Raw genomic sequence first — 21,161 nt, forward strand, 5'->3', positions numbered from 1 at the left:
TGTGAATGCGCTGTTCTGGACGGGGACTGCGGGGGCTGACATTTCCACCGGCTGGTGGGCGAATAACAACCAGACTTACGGTCAGGCGACAGGGGGGATTCCGGCAGCGCAAACCATTCCCGGGTGGCCAGCTTTGGGTCGGCTGCCGGTATTTCGGAGCGCTCGTTCGGTCTGGGGTATCAGGCTCCGGGCGGGTTCGGGGCCCGGTTTCGGAATGATAGTGGATCGAATATCACACAGTTGGCGGTTTCCTATGACGGGGAGCAGTGGTATCGCGGAAGCGTTACGGTCGGACTGACGGTGGAATACAGCCTGAACGCGGTTTCTCTCATGGATGCCGGAGCCGTCTGGACCGAGGTTCCCGAACTGTATTTCGCCGCTCCGAATGCCATTGGGATCTGGGCAAACGGCGACGGCAATCTGGCAGCCAACCGGGAAGACGGAATTTCACATACCATCGGCGGTCTGAACATTGCCGACGGCCAGACCTTTTTCATTCGCTGGGGGCCGACGGTGCCGGAAAAGGACTGGCCATTGATAATGTTTCGGTAACGCCTAATGGATCCGGCGGGGGTACTGAGCCGGAACCTGGTCCGCCATCCTTTCATTCCAATCCGGTTGTAAAAGCGGATGCGGATGTAAATGCCGCTTATTCGGGCAGTCTGGAGGCCGATGTGTCGGAGGTTGACGGGGATGTCGTAAGCTTCACAAAACTCAGCGGTCCGGACTGGTTGAGTGTGGCCTCAAACGGCGGACTTTCCGGAACACCGCTTTCCGGCGATGAGGGGCTCAATGTTTTTTCGGTGGAAGTATCCGATGTGGATGGTGCGTCAACGGGAACCGTACATATCACGGTCATCGGCGAAGCTTCTCCTGTGCTGCCGGGAGGAACCGTGAATGTGGATGTGAACTGGAATATTGAATATTCTGTGAACGGGATCTCCGATTTCGGCAGGGAACGTCACATTACCGTGCATTCGGCTATACGCGATCCCGATTGGGAAGGCGAAGAGGATAAGCTGGATTATCTGATGAATGATCTGGATGTCTATTTCGGTCGCGATAACGGGTCGGCAACCTGGAAATTCCAGGCTACGCCGGAGGATCCGGAGCGCCCGAATATGGCCGATACGAACTGGCTGGCCAATTTTGATGCCTGGTGGAAGACGCAGTATGATGCCGATCTTGACTGGCACCGGTATGAAGCGCGCGGTCAGGAAATGATTATGGGCCACAATCCCCACCCGGTCTATCCGACCTTGAGCTGGTATCCGAACGGTTTTGCCGATGGCTGGCAGCCGCTGGATGTGGAGACTTCTGCAGAATGGATTATTGAATATATGGATACGGCCTTTCGCCGTCCCGGTGAAAGCTCCGGGGAACTGCCTCCGAAATACTGGGAGGTGATTAACGAACCGGATATGGAACTGATGACCGGTCAGTTCATGGTTTCGAACTGGGAATCGCTTTGGGAGTACCATAATCTGGTGGCGACCGGCATTCGTGAGCGTATGGGCGAAGATGCCCCGCTGATCGGCGGTATGACCTGGGGACTGCATGATCTCTGGCAGGGCGATCTGCCCCGATACGACGGACAGCATTACTATGACCTGATCTACAACAATGATCCCGCTGCTTCAAATGGTGCCGCCTTTTATCGGGATGCCGGTACGACCGCTTATCCGACCGATGGGGGCTTCGGTTCCTGGAGCAGTGGGATGTGGTCTGGAAAGGCTTCATTGACCATGCCGGAAGCAATATGGATTTCTATGCGGTCCATCTCTATGACTGGCCGGCGTGGGAGACGCCGGGCAGTGGTACCTTTCGGCATGGAGGTCCCGTGGAAGCAACATTGGATACGCTGGAATGGTATGATGTACACGAAAACGGGGTTTCCAACCGTAAACCGGTTGTGCTGTCTGAATATGGAGCGGTGGGTGGTTCATATCAGGCGAATACTCCGACGATTGATCGTCGACGTCAGCATTGGGAAAATCTCAAGCCTTTCAGTTCCATGATGATGCAGTTTCTGGAACGCCCCGACTATGTGGTTAAATCGATGCCTTTCACGCCGGTTAAAGCAACATGGGGCGATTATTATGTCGATGATGTCCTTTATCGTTATCCCAGCACCATGCTGGATGAGACCTCACCGGGAAGCGGGGTCTGGGAATGGAGTGAATTCATTAAATGGTATGAACTCTGGAGCGATGTTGATGGAATACGGGTGGACACCATGGCCAGCGATCTGGATCTTCAGGTGGATGCTTATGTGGACGGCAATCAGGGCTATCTGATTCTTAACAACCTCGAGCCAACCAACCTGGTTGTGAATCTCCATTCATTCGGACTCTCATCGAACACGGTTAACCATGTGCAGATTAAGCACCTCTATCTGGATACGTCGTTAGGTACAGATGGCCGGCCGGTACTGAGTGATCAGACGGTTTTGACTCCTCCCGGCTCAGTTGAAATCGGTGCCGAAGCCACCATGATTCTCTGTTATACGTTTGCCGATGAACAGGTGCCTGGCGAAACGGCTGAAGAAACCAAGTTTTATGGCGAGAGCCTGAGCGGCACGGAACCTTTCCGGGTTGAAAAAGCTTCACTGGAAACACTCACTGCGCAGATCAACGGAGTGACGGTGCCGGCGGGGGATGCCGAGGCCGTATTGCGCGTCAGCGGGTTGTTCATACGCGACTTTGTGATGAGTGATGATCCCCGGAATGTGATTACGTTTAACGGACATACACTGGACTTTCATGGGACTGGCGCGGCGAGTCGCTCGGTAATCCGCGCTGGTTCGGAACGATTGAGATTCCGGTGCCGAAAGCGTATCTTCAGGCGAATAATACCATTACCTGTGAGATCCTGAATAACAGCACGTATTCCTGCGTGAATCTTCAGGTGACGGAATTCAGTCAGGCTCCCGGCCGGTCGGCAACGGCGACCGAAATTCCGGGTTCCGGAATATCGGTTTCACCGTCAGCACTGTCGATGCCTGAACAGCGCACGGATTCGGTCAGGGCAACCATTACACCGGCGAATGCCAGCGATAAGCGGATTATCTGGTCTTCAGACAATCCGGCCGTGGCCTCTGTGGACAGCCTCGGTATGATCACTGCAGTTTCTGCCGGTACAGCAACTATTACGGCGACGACCGAGGATGGCGGATACAGTGATTCCTCTACGGTAATTGTTACGGAATTTGTGCCGTTCGCGGTTGAAAAAGTGGCCGTTCATCCATCGGCCCGTGTTATCCGGGCCGGAGAAACCGCATCATTAACTGAAACGGTTTATCCGGTGAATGCAGCCACACAGGCCGTTGTCTGGGCTTCTGATAATCCGGCCGTGGCCACGGTTGATGCAGCGGGTGTTGTTACGGCGGTTTCCGAAGGAACGGCGATCATAACAGCAACGACGACTGACGGCGGATTGACGGACAGCAGCACCATTACCGTACCGCCACCGGTTGCGGTAACCGGCGTGAGTGTCAGTCCGGCATCCGCATTGATAGGTGTTGGAGAGTCCATACAGTTAACAGAGTCTGTTCTGCCTGCGGATGCTGCGGATCCATCCGTCACATGGACATCGCTGCATCCTGCAGTTGCCACGGTGGACAGCAGCGGTCTGGTGACCGGTATTGCCGCCGGTTCTGCACAGATTGTGGTGACTACGGTGGACGGCGGATTTTCAGCCACGAATGAAATGACGGTCTTTGAACCGGTTGCCGGCGGAGCGGTTTATACCGTGGAGGCGGAAACCTTCTTTAATACCGGCGGGGTATCGAATTCATCGGTTGGAATCAATTATGTAGAGGCCAATGACTGGGCGGAGTACAATGTGAATATTCCGGAAGACGGCATCTACAGATTGGAATATGTCGTTGCATCGCCGAACGACGGAACTGGTATAGAATTCCTGCTGGATGGTGTTTCGCTGGCGAGTGACGAAGTTCCGAATACCGGAGCCTGGGATGCCTATGTGACGTTGTCGTCGGGGTCCTATCTGGCCCTAAGCGAAGGAGACTATGTGGTTCGTCTGGCGGCTTCGTCATCACCGGCGTGGCAGTGGAATCTGGATAAATTTATCCTGACCCGTGTTGATGCCGGAAGCGGGATTGACGGTTCGGTAATGGCCCTGCTGATTCAGGACGGCAGTATTATCATCAGCGTGACCAACGGGCCGGGCGAGACCGCTTTTGCGCTCTATGCCACCACCAATCTGGTGGATGGGCCGTGGGAGGTGGTAGAATCCAATCTGCTGTTTAATGCGAGCGGTGAAGCGGTGATTTCCAATTCTCTGCCCGCTCTGCCGCAGGAATATTACCGGATTGATGAGGTACCCTCTACGCTGCCTTCGGGCATTTCCGCGTTGTTCGACTGGTCTGAATTTTCCGGCAACTGGTGGGAAGGCTACAATTATGCCGAAACCAATAACGGCGTGGTGATGGTAGCCGGCGGCCGTGCCGCAGCGACCGCTGCAGATGGCGGCCGTGCTTTTAAAGCCGCCTATGCCCAGGATGCGGTTCCGGGAACGTTTGTGATGCAGATCGACGGCGAGGATCAGGTGTTCAGTGTGAATTCAATTCAGATTGAAGCCAACCGGATCGGCGGCGGGGTGACCAATGCATGGATTCCGTCGGTGCAGGGGTATATCGGCGGGACCAACGGGGTGCAGATGTGGGAAATTGTTCCGGCGCAGAATACAGGTCTTCAGACCTATTCGTCTGCAAGCTCCGGTGATCTGTCACAGGATATTGATATCATTATCTGGAATACCGGCGAGGCTGCAGATCCCGGAGCGACCTTCGGTAATCTGATTGATAATCTGAATGTAACAGTTAATACACCCTGATGGATACATGTCTAATGTTGCGAAGGTACATTCTATGCATAAATTGAAAAGATACTGAAACAGACGCTCTGTGACGGGCAGGTTTACAAATGAAACGGGAGGTATATATGAAAAGAAGATTAAGCATGATCGGTGTGTCTGTCCTGATGGCAGGGCTGGCCCATTCCGCTATCATTGCGGATTATTCCACGGACTTCACTTCGGCGGATGGCTTTAGCGATGCTACGTCCGCCAACAATATTGATGGGTGGATAACTCGGGCTCAGCATGTGACATCCGCCACCGATTCCTACGGAGCCATGCTTCTGGGCAGCAATGGAGGTGCTATGGTTCATGCCGCATCAGGCGGAAGTCTGGATGTTGGAGATACCATACGGTTTACGGTGGGCGTGTTTTATACCGACAACACCCAGAACAACCGGCTTAGAATCGGGCTCAGAGAAACGGCAACTGCAACGGGCGGGGTAAACGCCGGTCTGGAGTTGAATATGGATGCTCAGGGTGATCTGGTCGTTGCCGGTTATGCTGCCGGCGGAACCCACGATTTCGGTGCGGAGCAGGATGCGGGGTTTGATTATGTGGCGGGACAGGCGAATGGTGAGACCGTTATTGTTGATATAACGAAGTCTGCTACAGCCGATACATTCGATATTGACTGGAGTTACAGGGGTGGAGCGGCCTCCGGCTCTTTTACGGTTACCCATGCCGGCCTTTATGCGGATGCGGAAGTGTTTGGTGCCATGAATTATAATGGGCCCACTGCCGAGGCTTATATCGACCGTTACAGTCACGCCGTTATTCCGGAACCGGCGACGATTGGAATGGTGGGAATATTCGGCGGAGCCATACTGTTTGCCCGTCGGCATTTGGGCGTTTAGTTTCGGTTTCCGGAGTCAGAAAAAGTCCCTGAGCTTTGCTCGGGGACTTTTTTTTGTATGCATTCGGGAAGGTCTGAACTTTTTGTTTTTTCCGGTGTCACATTGTCCGGATATGCCATTGGTAATGTAAATCGGGAATGCCTTTTGGGCAGGAATCCGGTTCCGGCCCGAGAGCAACCCTTGAGTCAGGAGTATGATGATGAAAAGAGTGAAGAAGCATATTTCTGGAATCAGTAAAGGAGCTCCCAGTGGATTCATTGCAAGTCTGGCGATCCATGCCGCTGTACTTTTTCTGGCCGGGATGCTGGTGGTTTTTAATGTGGTGAAAAAGGAGGAGAAAAAATTTGTTCCTCCTAAACCGGTGGATCGGCCGAAAATGAAACTGAAAAAACCGAAGGTGAAAATTAAAAAGAGTGCGCAGCCGAGATTAACCCACCGAATTGTAACCAAAGTACAGAAGGCCGGTATACCGGAGATCCAGTTGCCGGAAATGTCGGGAATCGACGGGATGCTGCCCGGGGACATCGGCGGTTTTGAAATTCTCCCTGATACAGAAGAACTGACGGTTTTCGGAAGCGGCCAGACGATCGGAAGTGACTTTGTCGGAACATTCTATGATCTGAAGCGGGACCGGCGGGGGCGAACGATTCCTATGGATCCGGATAATTTCGCCATTATTATGGGTAACTTTGTTCGGCGGGGATTCCGGACGTCGGTGTTGGCCCCCTATTACCGGTCTCCGAAAAAACTGTATGCCACCACGGTTTGTATTCCTCCGTTGCAATCTGCTCTGGCACCTCAGGCTTTCGGGGAAGACGATACACTGGGCTACTGCTGGGCCGTGCATTACTCGGGGCAGCTGGTCTATCCCGAGGATATCCGCTTCCGGTTCTGGGGAATGGGGGATGACATGCTGGTTGTACGGGTTGATGGTGAAATTGTTCTGATAGCCAACTGGCCTGACGGAGTGGTCGAGGCTTCAATGGCTTCGTTATGGAGCAGCAGTTCAGCCGACAGCCGGAAGTATCCGCTGGGCAACAATACCTCGGTGGTGGGGGATTGGATTGAGTTGAAGGCCGGGGAACCACTCGATATGGATGTGCTGATCGGGGAGGCGCCTGGAGGGATTTTTGCAGCATTGCTCTGTGTGGAGGTTGACGGGGTTGAGTATGAGCGGAATCCGTATATGAACGGACCGCGCCTGCCCATTTTCAAAACCGCCCGGCCGTCTCTGGATCTGGTTGATGTAATCCATGTTGATCTGAATGAGGGAGAGGCTTCAGTGCGCGAAGGACCGATTTTCAATGATCTGGCCCGCACGGAAGGGGACAGCACCCGCCGGATTGAACCGGTTACTGTAACGGTTCACCCGGTGCCGCCATCGAACCGGGAAACGGAAAACAGGTTGAGAAACTGGACGGTAAAAGGGAAAACAATTGAAGCGGAGCTGGTTACCCGGCTGGGGCGGCAGCTGTTGCTGAAGAATACACGGAACAAGCAGGTTAGAGTGTCGATGGCCGACATTTCGAATGCAGACCGCCTTTATGTTGAACTGGCTGATCCGCCTGCTTTTAATATTAATTTCAGCCGGATAAGTGAACAGCGGCCTCCGCCGCCGCAGTCCCCTTTTCTGAATGAAGATCAGCGGCATATCCGGATTTCTGATTATAAATTCGGAGTGCGGATCAGGCAGAAGACTTCTGATGAATACAACCACCCGGTTACAGTTGAATATTTCGCGCTGGCTAAAGAAGTGAGCGGCGATAAATTCAAGCTGATTGAGCGCAGGCGGGAGACATTTATCCCATCTGAAGAGAACGGCCGGTCTTTCGAGTTTCACGGGAAAAAGGTCCGGCTCAAAGAGTATGCTACCCGGCAGCTGGGAAACCCGCGAGGGCTGGATTATGGCGGTTATCTGGTGACGCTGACCGATACGAATGGAAGAATTATTCAGCATGAAACTTCGCATGAATTTCTCTTCCGGTATCTGGAAAATCTCAAAAAGCTGAAGATCGGCAGCTACCTGAATGAACGGTGTGAACGGGTAACGCCGACAAGGCCGGATAAATCGAATTATTATTCGCCCTGATCGAACTGCACAGCTTTTCTCTGAGTGCCTGATTATGCCGGTTTACGGCCGGGTATCTTTCCGGGAGGTCAGGTTATGTGATGTTTTGCGAATCTGCCGCAATGCATTGCGTTCGGCTGGCATCGTACATTTGACCGATAGCGTTTTTTGCCCGCTTTCATTAGATTTTTTTCCGATCCTCGGATAAAGTGCAGGCAGTAGCCGGTGGGGTGTCCGGGGTAGCTGAGGAGAAAAAGATGAAGAGAGTTGCTGGGAAGAAGAGTTCTGGGGTCGTCAAGGGGGCACCCAGCGGATTTATAATCAGTATTGCCATTCATGCAGCGGCCTTTCTGCTGGCCGGTATGCTGGTGGTGTTTAATGTGGTGCAGAAAGAGGAGAAAAAGTTTGTTCCTCCCAAGCCGGTTGATCGTCCGAAGATGAAGTTGAAAAAACCGAAGGTGAAGGTCAAAAAGACATCGAAGCCTAAATCAACGACAAGAATTGTTACAAAGGTCAAACGGGCCAGCATGCCTGATATCCAGTTACCGGAAATGAGTGGTATCGGAGCCGGATTGACCGAGGGCATCGGTGGTTTTGATATCATGCCTGATCTTGAGGAGGTTTCGCAGTTCGGTGCATCATCTTCAGTGGGCAACGATCTGGAAGGCACTTATTATGATTTCAACCGGTTGCGTTCCGGTGCTGATTGTGTGACCGACCCGGTTCAACTGGCCGGTATGCTGGCGAAGTTTCTGACTCGCGACTGGTCGCCCAGCGTTTTCAACCGGTATTACCGGGCTCCGCAGAAACTGTATACCTCATCCATCGCTATGCCGCCGATGCAGTCTACACAGGCTCCGGAGGCCTTTGGTGAGCCGGATGGAAAAGGGTGGTGCTGGCTGGTGCATTACAAGGGGAATTGGTTTATCCTGAAGATATAAAATTCCGTTTCTGGGGATTCGGGGATGATGCGCTTGCAGTCCGAGTTGATGGTGAGCTGGTCCTGCTTTCCTGTTTTCCACAGTGGGTGACGGATTTCAAGGAACATACCGAGCACCTTTGGCAGAGCTCTTCTGCGGATAGTGAAAAATATCCGATGGCCAATCATCATTCGGTAGTCGGGGACTGGATTGAATTGAAAGCCAATGAGCCGAAGGAAATTGAAATTCTGCTTGGGGAATCGCACGGCGGTATTTTTGCGGCGATGCTGTGTGTCCAGGTGGAAGGGGTTGAATATGATCGAAACCCCCACCGGAATGGACCGACACTTCCGTTCTTTAAAACGGAGGAGTTCACGAAGGATATGGTGGAGGTTATTTACAATCAGTTGCATCCCGGAGAAGCCACCTGTGAAATGGGCCCGGTTTTCAACGATTTTTCACATGTATCGCCAACATCACGTTATCCGCTTGTTTATGATGATCCGGTAGAACCCGCTCCGCCGCTTACTGCGGAGGATCATGGACCGGAAATGCGCACCTGGACCACGGTGGATAACAAACAGTTCGAGGCGATTTATAAAACCCGTTTGGGATCAACAATCGTGCTGGAAAATTCCCGCAGAAAACAGAAGCAGGTCCCGGTTTCGTTACTGTCGCCCGAAGATCGTGAATACGTCAATCTGCTGAACCCGCCGCAGTTTAAAATCGATCTTTCCAAATCGAGTAATCAGCGGACCCTTCCTGAAACAACACCGTGGCTGGAGACCAATAGACGATTGCAGATCGTTGACTATCAGTTTGGTGTACGGCTGAAACCGGCTACCGCAGATCTCGACTATAATTATCCGCTTGAAGTTGAATATTTTGTATTCGGCGAAGAGGCCACGGGTGACAATTATGTGTTGCTGGACCGCAAGTCGGATATCTTTACTCCATCGCCCGAAAACAAAGGTGAGTTTGTGATGATGGGCGACCAGGAAGTGGAAATGAAGCTGCAGGCGGTTAATGACGAAGGCTCCATGCGAGGGGTCAGATATGGCGGCTATCTGGTGACGATTACCGATAAAGATGGTTATATTGTTCAATATAAGGCGACACACGAATTTTTGTTTAAAAATCTCAATAATCTCAGAAATGTTCCGGTCGGAAAGCATTTCAATGAAAACTGCAACCGCGTAATGCCGGACCGGCCGAAGGATGTGGACCGCTTTACCATCACACTGTGATCAGTTTCGTGTAATCCTTTCATCTCATACAGGGCTCATCCGTTTTCGGGTGGGCCTTTTTTATTGCCGGGCGTTCGGGAAGGTACAGCGCTTGGATAGATGTCCAATAGCACCGGACCGGGAAACCGCATAGGTTACCTGCATCATAATGCGGGCAAAGGATTCTCGTCTGCATAAATACGTAATGCTGTTAAATCAAGGAGCGAGATTGATGAAAATAAAACAACTGTTGCTGGGGGGCCTTCTGGTATCCGCTACGGCAATACAGGCTGCAGGTGTCAGCGCCACGTTTGACTGGGAGGAGTTCGCGGTCAACTGGTGGGAGGGTTTCGGATATATGGAAACCAATAATGGAATCGTGATGACCTCCAGCGGTCGGGCAACCGGCGTGGACGGCGGCGACGGAGCCGGAGGAAATAATGGCGCTGCTCTGAAAGTGGATTATGATCCGCAGGATGCCGTTGCCGGTGAATTCACATTTCAGGAAAACGGAGCGGACACCTATTTTGTGATAGATTCTATTGATATCAGTGCATTCGGCGGCGGGGAATATACCCCGACGGTTAAAGGTACTGCCGACGGTGCTGTGGTCTGGACGATTGTTCCCGCAGAAGGGGTTGGTTTTACCACTTATACGCCGGCGGGCATGAGCAGTTTAACGAATCCGGTCAATAAGATTGTCTGGCATACAGGCGTTTCAACCAATGCGGGGGCAAATTATCAGAACCAGATTGATAACCTAAGCATCACCACCGCCGATGAACCGGTTTTTCAGGAGGACACCGCGGTTTTTGACTGGGAGGAATTTGACGGAAACTGGTGGGATTTAGCCAGCTACAGTTATGCGGAAACCAATAACGGTATTGTGATGCAGGCCGGCGGAAGGGCGACGGCGTCCAGCGGCGGTGATGGGCCGGGCGGTGCAAACGGTGCGGCCTTGAAGGCGGCCTATGAAGCAAACGATCAGGAACCGGGCACCTTTGAAATCTATAAAGACGGAAGCAAGTCCTGGTTTGTTGTGGAGTCTATTGATATCGAGGCTAATAAAGGCAATCCGCCGGAAAGCACGATGAACCCCACGGTGACCGGTTATGCGGCCGGGCTGGTTCAATGGGTCATTGAGCCGGTAACCAATGCGGGACTTGTGACCTATACGGAGGCAACGTCGGGGGACCTTTCGGCTCCGATTGAAAAGGTTGTCTGGGACGTAGGATATCATTCGAACCCGGGCGCGACTTTTAACAACTCGATTGATAATCTGAATATCCGAACGGTGCAGCCTGCTCTGGAGGTTATATATAACTGGAACCTGGGGGCTTTCTGGACGCCGCATGCGCTTTACAGCTGGAATCTTCCAACCTATGGAATGGATCTGCTGAATTTTGATCAGTACTGGTGGAGCGGGGGTGATACGGAGGGATCGCCCACCGTCATCAAGCATCGTCCGGGACTGGCCGATCTTCCTGAAAACGGCGGTTTCGGCGGAATCCCCTCGGATACCAATGTCGGCGGTCTTGCAAACCGCGGGGTTTATGTAACCGAGCCTGCGCGTATTCTGGATACGAATGAAACACTGCGGGTCACTTACGACTGGAAAATGTTTGTGAACGGTTCTGATAACGGACGTTTCATTGATATGTTTTTCTCAACCACGGGTAACCAGTCTGCAAAACGTTTCGGCGAGACCGGAACAGAGCTTGGTTTTGCCTGGTACCAGACGATGAACAGTAATGATGTCGCCATTACCTTCGCTGCGGATGATGACTACATGGCGGTAACACCGCCGGTGCTGCGTATTCCGCTGACCGATCTCGGCATTGATGTGGGTACGGAAGATCACGACGGGGACGAGCTGGCTGTTACTTATACGGCAAAGAAAACGACTGTGCCTGATACCTGGCTGTGCAGCATGATTGTTTCCAATAAAGCAACGGCGATGTCGTACCGCGTTGAAGATGTTGTTATTGAGAATGCGGCGGCGTACAATAATCCGATCTACTTCTGTATTTATACTGCGGATGATCTGAGTGACGGTGATTCTGTCAGCGGTGCGAATCCGGCCGGGTATGAAATTGATAATCTGGCGGCGGTTATTCTGTTGAATCCCCCGCCGGAACCGGAGGGGTTTGACGCCTTTCTGGAAGAATACGGTATCGCCGGAGAACCGAACAGCGGAGCTTTTGAAGATTTCGATGCGGACGGGGTGCTCAATCTGTATGAATATGGATGGGCGGGGAACCCAACCAACCCGGCGGATGTCGGTGTACTTCCGGAAATGACGGTCTCCAACGGTGTGGTTTATTATACGATCGTGGAGCTTACCGATCCGCTCAGCGGCATTTCCTATAATCTGTTAACGACTCCGGACCTGGTGAATATTGGTTTTACTCCGGCTGCCTGGGATTCAACCAACCGTACACCGCATGATGCTATGTATGATGCGGTAACCCGGGAACTGAGTACCAGCGACAGGCTGTTCTTTAAAACGACGGTTACGACAAATACGCCGTGAGGGGAATTCTGAACAGGGTCCGTTTCGGTTTTCCGGGAGTATTCGGCGGCGGGCTTCTGTTTGTCCGGAGACGTTTACTTATTTAAAAAAGGTCTCCTCAGCATAAGACCTGCCTCCGCTTCGGCGGAGGTTTTTTTGTGTTTATGCAGTGCGCTTGCTCTGACGCGGAGCTTGGACAAGTGTCCGATATGCGGAATGTAAATTTCCTGTTATTTCGAGGGATGATACATCGGAAAAGGTTTTCGGTGGAAGGGGTAAAGCATAAAAGGAGAGGATTATGCTCAAAATTAAGCATATAATGACCGGAGTTCCGTGCTGTGCAATAGCGGCGCTTCAAACGCTGGCAGCAGAACCTGTTATCACTTACGATTTCGAGAATCAGGACGGATGGTTAAGCGCACCTTCGCAGACCGTGGCCACGAATGGCGTGGATTATCAGGTTGTAACCAGTGACAGAATTTTCGGTATTCACCGCAATGGGGATGATACAGAAGGGCTGGCCTGGCAGAAGGGGTTTATTTTTCTGTTTGGAACGGTTGACGGTGAGGAGCAGGGATTCATTAATTTCAACACCAATGGAGTTGCTGCGGCGGTGCGTATACATTCGATTGAAATCGGTTCTTCTGCAGCGTCAAACACTGTGGTGGAAGGGCTGTTCGATGGCGATGTGGTCTGGAGCATTGTGCCGACGGAGCCGGGGGATGCAATCAACGGTTTTCCGGTTTATACGTCTGCCACGAGCGGGGATATGAGCGGAGCCATTGATCAGATTCGCTGGACCTGCAGCGGAAATAACTGGACAGAGCGTATTAACGATATTCAGGCTCAGGTTGTTCCGGCAATAAAATTAAAGGAGCGGATTTATCAATGGAGTCTGGATTCGTACTGGACTCCCCATTCTGTTTGGAAATGGGCAGCCGGAGCAACGGAATTTTCCTATCTGGGGTTTGAACAATACTGGTGGAGCGGAAATCAGTCGACCAATGATGCAAAGGTTATCCGGCATCGCCCCGGTATGGCGGACCTTCCGGAAGGAGGGGGGTATGATACGGTGACCGGTGATATTAATGTCGGCGGACTTCCGAGCAGGGGCCTTTGGGTGACCAATGCGGTCCGGACACTGATCACGAATGAGACACTGGAGGTCACATTCGACTACAAACTCTATGTGAACGGTTCTGAAGATGCGCGCTTTATGGATATGTTCTTCAGTACAACCGGAGATGATACAGCGAAGGCTCTCGGTATAAATGGAAATGAGCTCGGGTTTGCATTACACCAGACATCAGTCAGCAACGATATCGCCGTTACGTTTGATCCGTCAGATCCCTATATGTCCACAACAGCACCGGTACTCCGGGTTCCGCTTACCGATCTGGGCATCAATGTGGCATCGGATTTAGAAGGGGACGATCTTTCGGTTACCTATACTGCAAGAAAGATCCCGGTGGCTGATACCTGGCTTTGCAGCCTGGTCATTTCCAATAAAATGACTGCGGCGAGTTTCAGTGCATCAGAGGTGCCGGTGGTTAACGCTGCAGTCTATAATGCACCGAGCTATTTCGGTGTTTACACGGTAGAGGATTTGAGCAACGGCGATCTGTCCAGCGGTACAAATACGGCCGGATATGATATTGATCAGCTCAATATCACCATATTAATGAATCAGCCGCCGGAACCCGCCGGCTTCGAAGCATTTCTTATTGAATATGGAATAGCCGGAGAACCGAACAGCGGAGCCTACGAGGACTTCGATGCGGACGGGGTGCTCAATCTGTATGAATATGGATGGGCGGGGAACCCAACCAATCCGGCGGATGTCGGTGTGCTTCCGGAAATGACGGTTTCCAATGGGGTGGTATACTTCACTGTTCTGGAGGTGACCGATCCGCTCAGCGGTATTGATTATAATCTGCTGAGCACAACGGATCTCATTCATGTTCCTTTTTCTGCGGTCGACTGGGATTCAACCAACAGCACACCCTATGATGCTATTTATGATTATGTTACGCGGGGAAAGGCAACCGAGAGTCGGATGTTCTTCAAGGCGACTATTTCAACCAATACCCCTTAATCGGGAGCGATGTGTTATAACCCCGTTTCGGCGGGCTTTTAATAGGCTGTCAGGCTTGGATAATGAAAGTGTGGTGAGTACTATGAGAACATATGAGATTCAGGCATAATATATATATCATCGCCGCAGTGCTGAGTCTGCTGATACCGGCGGTCGAAGCCGCGAAAATCATTTTTAAAACCTCCGGTTCCGACCTTTCCGGATGGAATGTGCAGTGGCATGAAACCGACCACTTAACGAATACGGCTCCGGTGTGGGTTTCGGATGGCGAACGGATCCGGGGGGAGCCGTTCCGAAGTGATTACCGCGAGGCGGATCTCGGCGGCACGATGTTTAATACCAATGCGGTGCTGCTGGAAGTCGGCGATTATGCGGTTTTTCGGATGGTGTTCGAAGCAAAAGGAATTACAACGCCGGATAACCTGAATCACTGGTGGCTTTCATTCGGGTTGCGTACCGGAGGGGAATTCCCCTGGAAACACGGTGATCTCGGGGCCTATGCCTCGGTGCTTTCCGGCTGCGGCCCGGAGCAGTATGCGGGGTTTTCTTTCTGGAATATGCGGTCCGACTCCTGGACCGAGCCCTATCCGCATTGTGCGGTGCCTTCGGATGACGATTATGTCGGGGGGCCGCTGACGGTAACCTTTTATGTGCAGCGTACGGAGGAGGGATTCGGACCTTCTACAATTATTACCTCGAATCATGTAAACGGTATCGAGCAGGCCGCTGTCGGCCTGATAAATCAGGCGAACCACAACAACTGCGCCGGGAAGCCGCTCTATTTTTTTCTGCGGCTTCCGGCCGAGTTCGATGAAACGGGGGGATTCTCCACGTTGGGATCCTATGTACTGGTCAGTGATCTGTCGCTGGAGGTTCGCCGTTCGCCGCCGATTGCTGAAACACGGCTGGTCGAGCTTTCCCGCCAGCCGGCCTATGGCGGTGAACCGGAATCGGTTATCAAACGGATTTTTGATATCAAGCGGCTCACGAACGAAGAGGCTGCGCGGAAGATTCCGGTAATTGTCGAAGCACAGGTGCTCAATCTGCATCGTCGGCAGACGCGCCTGTTTGTACACGACGGGCAGGCCGGTATGTATGTTGAGCTGGCCCGGCCGGCTGAGACATATCCCGGTCTCAGAGCAGGCAGTATTGTGGAGCTTCGGGGTACTACGGAAGCCGGCGGATATTCCCCGGTGCTGATGGTTACGTCGTTGAATATTCTCAGGCAGCAGGCTCTTCCGGAAGCGACGCGGTTGAGCCGAACACTCATGCGCTCTACCAATTTTGATGTGGACTGGGTGCAGGTGACCGGCCGGCCGGTTTCGATGGAGTTCATCAAGTCCTATGGGCACTATCTGATCAAACTGGAAACGGCACAGGGTTTCGGTAATGAACGGATTGATATTTTTGTCCCTTATGAGGCGGGGGCTTTTGATCGGATGAAACGCTTTATGTACCGTCCCGTCTCCTTTTCCGGTGTGCTGGCCACCAGGGCTAATCAAATGAAGCAGATGACCGGCCGGGTGCTCTATATTAATTCGGTCGATGATTTCAGTCTGGTTTCCGATTTTCTAGGTTCCGTGCCCCGTTTTTATTCGATTGACGAGTTGATGCAGTATGGCAAAGAGACGTTTGCCCTCGTGAAAACCAGAGGGGTGGTTACGGGCGGTTCGGATGATACGCTGTATCTGCGGGGCAACAGAAGCAGTCTCAGAGTTTCGGTTTTCATGGAGCAGCTTTTTCAGGAAGGTGATCTGGTTGAGCTTACCGGCTATGTTGACCTTAAGCCGGTCAGCCCGGCTTTCCAGGCGGTATCTATCCAGTGTCTGGAACGCGGCCTGAGCGTACAGCCGGTTACTGTTTCTCTGGAAAATTCCCGGATTGATTCCGGCTGGAACCATGACCTGATTGCCCTGGAGGCCGAGTTTGTTTATGCGGAAAAGCGCTTGTTCACGGACAGCGGAGGAACAGATCCGCTGCCGGGGGTGCAGACGCTGTGGTGCCGCGCCGGCGGACGGCTGGTGGAGGCACGGCTGCCCGGCGGTGTCCCGCTCCCGGAGGGGCTGCGGGCGGGCAGTCTGATAAAACTGACGGGTATCGGACATGTGTCGGAAACAAAAAATCCGCGTATTGAAAATATGACTGCGGCCCTCTGGCTTGAACTTTCCGGGGCGGCGGGGATTGAAATTATCCGCAAAGCCCCGTGGTGGACGGCACAGCGGCTGCTCTGGGGGATTTCCATTGTTTCCGGTATTCTGTTTCTCATGGTGGGCTGGGTGTTGTCGTTGCGCAAGGTGGTTGCCGCGCAGACCGCGACCATCGGAAAGCAGATTAAACGGGAGTCGGTGCTGAACGAACGCCAGCGTATTGCCCGGGAACTGCATGATACGCTTGAACAGGGCCTTACGGCATTGTCATTGCAGCTGGGGCGTCTGCTGAATAAAATCCGGAAAAGTTCTCCGGAGGATCTTCCGATTGTAGAAAAGGCTGTCAATGCGCTGCGGGTCTGTCAGGAGGAATCGCGTGCCTCAATCAAGGATCTGCGCGACGGCATGCTGGAGAAGGTGGATCTGCCTACTGCAGTGAAGCAGACGCTGAACGCGAGGCTGGATGAGGATGCCTCGAAACTGGAATTCAGTCTCACTGGAACGGTTATTCGCTTAACGCTGTTTGTAGAGCATCAGCTGGTCCGGATCATAACAGAAGCTGCAGTGAATGCGGCGCACCACGCCAGTCCGCAGCGGATTTCGGTTTCGATGAATTACGGCGACTCCACATTTACAGCTGTTGTTGAAGATGACGGCTGCGGCTTTGATCCGGAAACCGTAGAAGAGACCGGACGGTACGGTGTGCTGGGTATGCAGGAGCGCGCGCGTAGAATCGGTGGTAATCTGACCATGGAAAGCGCTCCGGGAAAAGGAACCCGGATAACTTTGACCGTGCAGATCAATACATCGCATTTGGAGAGCACATATGAGTGATAAAGTTTCGGTTATGATTGTGGACGATAACGGGCTTTTGCGTGTGGGGCTGAAAGATATTATTTCGGATGAGGAGGATATGATCACTGTAGCGGAGGCCGCCACCGGTGAAGAAGCGGTTGCGAGGTACAGCGCGTGCCATCCGGATGTAGTGACCATGGATTACCGTATGCCTGATCTCGACGGGCTTGAAGCATCGAAGCGGATTCTTTCGCAGTTTCCCGATGCCAGAATTCTGTTTCTTTCCACCTATGAGGGGGAGGAGGATATCTGGAATGCCTGGCAGGCCGGCGTGGCGGGCTATCTTTCCAAAGCCGATGCCTATGAGCACATTATTGAAGCTATTCGCGAAGCGGCGGAGGGGCGAAGCTATTTTCCGGCGGCGATTGCCCGTAAGCTGGAGGCGCGGAAAGGACAGGCCTCGCTTACTCCGCGGGAGCTTGAAGTGCTCAGTCTGATTGTTGCGGGGAACAGCAACAAGGAAATCATGGCGGAGTTGGAACTCTCGGCGAGCACCGTGCGGGTGCATGTTTCCAATGTGCTGGAAAAACTCGGTGTGCTGGATCGTACGCAGGCTGCGATTGCCGCCGTGAAGCGGGGCATCGTTCATCTGTAGCCGGCTGTTGGATAAATATCTGATTTGTCGTTCTTTCGACCTATGGGAGGTTTGTTTGCTTTAACGGATAATCGCCAGAGCGAAAACCATAATACAGAAAGAGGGACGATGAAGGTGTATACGCGTGTTATTTTCACGGGGCTTCTGCCGCTTTGTGCGGCCGGAGTAACGGTTGAGGTTGATCTGAATACCGGCCGTGAAGCAGGCGGGGTTACCACATTCGATCGGTCCAAATTTATTACCATTCATTCCAGCCACACGGACAGCGACTGGGATGGCGGGCAGCAGGGCGCGCCGAATGCGCTTCCGGATCTGCTGGATGATTTCATGAATGGGCGCGATGTCTACTTCGGGCGAGATACCGGCGGCATCAGCTGGCAGCGGCGCGGCAATGCCTATGTCAAGGAAGATGCTTCTAAGCCGGGTTGGGTGGATGGCAGTACGTTGGTGAGTGAAGGGTTGAAATCCCGGAATTCCTATGACAGCGATACCGATGTGCATGCCTACGAATTTCGGGCCCGGACGGATATCATGTGCGCGCAGTACAGCGGGTTCTGGCCCAATGGGAATGTTTACAATGACTGGGCGATCTCGACAAACGATTCACCATCCGAGCCGCTGGGATCAGCGACCGGCGATTTTATAGGGCGGTATCTGGACAATTACTATGACAACTTCGGGGAGAATCCGAACGGCCGGCCTTCGCCTGCGTATGTGGAGATCATTAATGAACCGGACTGGCACCTTCTCGACTGGACTTCGGATCCGGATTACGGCTCGGCAACTGCGGAGGATCTATGGCGGTTTCACAATGGGGTGGCTGATGGGATCCGGGCGCACAACACCAATTCGCTGATCGGTGGTTTTGTGACAACCTTTCCGGATCATGACGAAGATGATTTCCAGGAATGGGAGGATGAGTGGAAATCGTTTATCGATATCGCCGGTGCAAAAATGGATTTCTGGAGTCTGCATCTTTATGATTTTCCAAGCATTGGAGGGGGACAGCGGAAGTACCGCAAGGGTGCGAACATGGAAGCCATGTTCGATATGATTGACTATTATAGCGAAAAACAGCTTGGAGTTCGGCGTCCGTATGTTATCTCGGAATACGGTGCGCAGACGCATGACTATAACAATCAGGGATGGAATGCCTATCGAGACTGGCTGCGTCTGAAATCCTGCAATGCCATGATGCTGGCCTTCATGGATCGTCCACATATGATGTTGAAGACCGTTCCGTTCACGGTGGTGAAAGCGGAGTGGGGGCGGAACTCATCAACCGGAGAGCCTTACGGGCCGCGGCTGATGCGGCAGGAGAATGAACCGGAGAGTTATACCGGGGACTGGATTTATACGGATCTCGTGAAATTCTATGACCAGTGGGCAAATGTGAAGGGTGCGCGGCTTGATGTGACTTCCGACGATCCTGATATTCAGGTGGATGCCTACGCAGATGACGAAAAGGTTTATCTGATCATTAATAATCTGGTGGATGAAATTTCGACGGTGGATCTGTCGCTGTTTGATACATACAGTAATACGGTTCAGAGCGTGCTGGAGAAAAACCTGTACTGGGACGGCGTCGGCGATGTCGGTTCTGTTGCGCTGATTGAAACCAATCATGTCGGTGGTATCGCCCAGGTTCAGGTGGGCCGCGAAGGATGTGTGATTCTGGAGTATACGTTGAGTTCGCCGGTGCAGATCGAACAGACCCTTTCGGAATCCAAGTATTACGCTGATTCCTATCTGAAAGTCATCCATGCCGGTTTGACCAATTCATTCCATATTAACAGTGTTACGCTGGGGCAGTCCGGCCGTGCAGAGCTGCGCATCGGTTTTGCCCGAGCGTACGGGCTGTCGCAGCAACCGTCGGTTAAGGTGAACGGGGTTTCTGTTGCAGTGCCGGGCGATCTGATGGGATTTGAAGAGGATGACCGGTTTCAGTATTTCGGGATGCTTCATGTACCGGTGGACCACGCGCAGCTTCAGGAGAACAATACGGTTGACGTGGTGTTTCCCGACAGCGGCGGGCATATCAGCACGGTTGCCCTGCGGGTTATCGATGATGGGCAGACGGTTCCGCCTTATATCGATATCGATTATTATGAAATGCTGGGCACCAGCATTGTGCTCGGTTTTACCAACGGTCCTTCGGATAGCTATTTTGCATTGCTTTCAAAAACCAACCTCACGGATCTGACCTGGTTTACGAATCAGACCGATCTGCCGAGCGATGCTGCAGGAGCGGGGGCAGTAACAAACCCGGCCGTATATCCTCAGGAATTTTTCCGGTTAATGGAAACGGATGCACCTGATATTCCGATTGCAGGAAACATTGAATTCACCGCTCCGGATTATATGGACGGTCCACTGGACGGTCAGCAATTCTGGAATGCGGAATCCGGCTGGAGCGTGGCTGATGCCGAGGGTTCCGGGCGCATTGAGACCGGTTCCGGCGGTCAGGCGGCTGTGCTTGATGAACCGGTGCAGCTGACGGCTGGTGAAAGTTACAGTCTGCGTATTCTGCTGGAGTTTACCGGAAGCTATTCAACTCCGACCAACTATGTGTACGCCTTCCTCGGCGGTCTGAAGGACAGCAGTGCCGGGGAATCGGTCGGAACCGGAGATACGGTTGCCGCCGATGCGAATATTCAGATCCTTGAGGACCAGGATACCTATCGTCTGCTGAGTAATTATGCGACGGTTTCGGGTGCATCCAATATTGCCGGAGCACCGTTGAATGCCGGGGATCTGCTGCAGTTTGACTATGTGCTGACGATGGGTGTTGATGCTGCGAGCACAGTCTATACGGTCCGGCTGCAGAATCTGACCGATGGCACCGATACCGGTGCTGGAACGGTGAGCGGGGTGGATGCCGCGCTGTACAGTGCTCTGAACGGGGGCGGCGCGTATGGATTTTTCCAGACGATTAATCCGGGAGCCAATAATTCGGGGCTGAATGGTGTGTGGGTCCATTCGGTCATGTGCACAATAACGCCTTGATT

The 21,161-nt window shown here is 52.8% G+C and carries 13 protein-coding genes; all 13 read left to right on the plus strand.

The features are described from left to right. Positions 1–123 precede the first annotated feature (123 nt). Positions 124–552: a hypothetical protein gene (locus EGM51_00145; GenBank protein QBG45894.1), complete on the plus strand. Its 429-nt coding sequence runs from the start codon at positions 124–126 to the stop codon at positions 550–552. A 122-nt stretch (positions 553–674) separates the two neighbouring features. Then, complete coding sequence (locus EGM51_00150; protein QBG45895.1) at positions 675–2,018, plus strand: hypothetical protein; 1,344 nt, start codon at positions 675–677, stop codon at positions 2,016–2,018. Continuing rightward, entirely contained in the window at positions 1,934–2,875 is a 942-nt protein-coding gene (locus EGM51_00155; protein QBG45896.1) for a hypothetical protein, read from the plus strand. Before EGM51_00150 ends, EGM51_00155 begins: the two co-directional genes overlap by 85 nt. Next, positions 2,824–4,857 carry a carbohydrate-binding protein gene (locus EGM51_00160; protein ID QBG45897.1) on the plus strand — a complete coding sequence of 678 codons (2,034 nt, stop codon included), beginning with the start codon at positions 2,824–2,826 and terminating at the stop codon, positions 4,855–4,857. Before EGM51_00155 ends, EGM51_00160 begins: the two co-directional genes overlap by 52 nt. A 107-nt stretch (positions 4,858–4,964) precedes the next feature. After that, entirely contained in the window at positions 4,965–5,735 is a 771-nt protein-coding gene (locus EGM51_00165; protein ID QBG45898.1) for a hypothetical protein, read from the plus strand. A 193-nt stretch (positions 5,736–5,928) separates the two neighbouring features. Beyond that, positions 5,929–7,824, plus strand: a complete 1,896-nt coding sequence (locus EGM51_00170) for a hypothetical protein (GenBank protein QBG45899.1) — start codon at positions 5,929–5,931, stop codon at positions 7,822–7,824. Positions 7,825–8,060: 236 nt separating this feature from the next. Next, positions 8,061–8,744, plus strand: a complete 684-nt coding sequence (locus tag EGM51_00175) for a hypothetical protein (GenBank protein ID QBG45900.1) — start codon at positions 8,061–8,063, stop codon at positions 8,742–8,744. Then, entirely contained in the window at positions 8,723–9,970 is a 1,248-nt protein-coding gene (locus tag EGM51_00180) for a hypothetical protein (protein QBG45901.1), read from the plus strand. Before EGM51_00175 ends, EGM51_00180 begins: the two co-directional genes overlap by 22 nt. A gap of 211 nt (positions 9,971–10,181) precedes the next feature. Continuing rightward, complete coding sequence (locus EGM51_00185; GenBank protein ID QBG45902.1) at positions 10,182–12,482, plus strand: hypothetical protein; 2,301 nt, start codon at positions 10,182–10,184, stop codon at positions 12,480–12,482. A 277-nt stretch (positions 12,483–12,759) separates the two neighbouring features. Further along, complete coding sequence (locus EGM51_00190) at positions 12,760–14,556, plus strand: hypothetical protein (GenBank protein QBG45903.1); 1,797 nt, start codon at positions 12,760–12,762, stop codon at positions 14,554–14,556. Positions 14,557–14,648: 92 nt separating this feature from the next. Then, positions 14,649–17,537: a sensor histidine kinase gene (locus EGM51_00195; GenBank protein QBG45904.1), complete on the plus strand. Its 2,889-nt coding sequence runs from the start codon at positions 14,649–14,651 to the stop codon at positions 17,535–17,537. Continuing rightward, on the plus strand, positions 17,530–18,153 hold the full coding sequence (locus EGM51_00200) for a response regulator transcription factor (GenBank protein ID QBG45905.1): 624 nt from the start codon (positions 17,530–17,532) through the stop codon (positions 18,151–18,153). The genes EGM51_00195 and EGM51_00200 overlap by 8 nt, the downstream gene beginning before the upstream one ends. Before the next feature lie 108 nt (positions 18,154–18,261). Beyond that, complete coding sequence (locus EGM51_00205; protein QBG45906.1) at positions 18,262–21,159, plus strand: hypothetical protein; 2,898 nt, start codon at positions 18,262–18,264, stop codon at positions 21,157–21,159. The last annotated feature ends 2 nt before the right edge of the window (positions 21,160–21,161 follow it).

Source organism: Verrucomicrobia bacterium S94, assembly GCA_004299845.1.
Classification (GTDB): Bacteria; Verrucomicrobiota; Kiritimatiellia; order Kiritimatiellales; family Pontiellaceae; genus Pontiella.

Coding starts and splice junctions, on each gene's coding strand:
- EGM51_00165 (QBG45898.1), top strand. CDS start 4,965: ATGAAAAGAAGATTAAGCATGATCGGTGTGTCTGTCCTGATGGCAGGG.
- EGM51_00170 (QBG45899.1), top strand. CDS start 5,929: ATGATGATGAAAAGAGTGAAGAAGCATATTTCTGGAATCAGTAAAGGA.
- EGM51_00175 (QBG45900.1), top strand. CDS start 8,061: ATGAAGAGAGTTGCTGGGAAGAAGAGTTCTGGGGTCGTCAAGGGGGCA.
- EGM51_00185 (QBG45902.1), top strand. CDS start 10,182: ATGAAAATAAAACAACTGTTGCTGGGGGGCCTTCTGGTATCCGCTACG.
- EGM51_00190 (QBG45903.1), top strand. CDS start 12,760: ATGCTCAAAATTAAGCATATAATGACCGGAGTTCCGTGCTGTGCAATA.
- EGM51_00195 (QBG45904.1), top strand. CDS start 14,649: ATGAGATTCAGGCATAATATATATATCATCGCCGCAGTGCTGAGTCTG.
- EGM51_00200 (QBG45905.1), top strand. CDS start 17,530: ATGAGTGATAAAGTTTCGGTTATGATTGTGGACGATAACGGGCTTTTG.
- EGM51_00205 (QBG45906.1), top strand. CDS start 18,262: ATGAAGGTGTATACGCGTGTTATTTTCACGGGGCTTCTGCCGCTTTGT.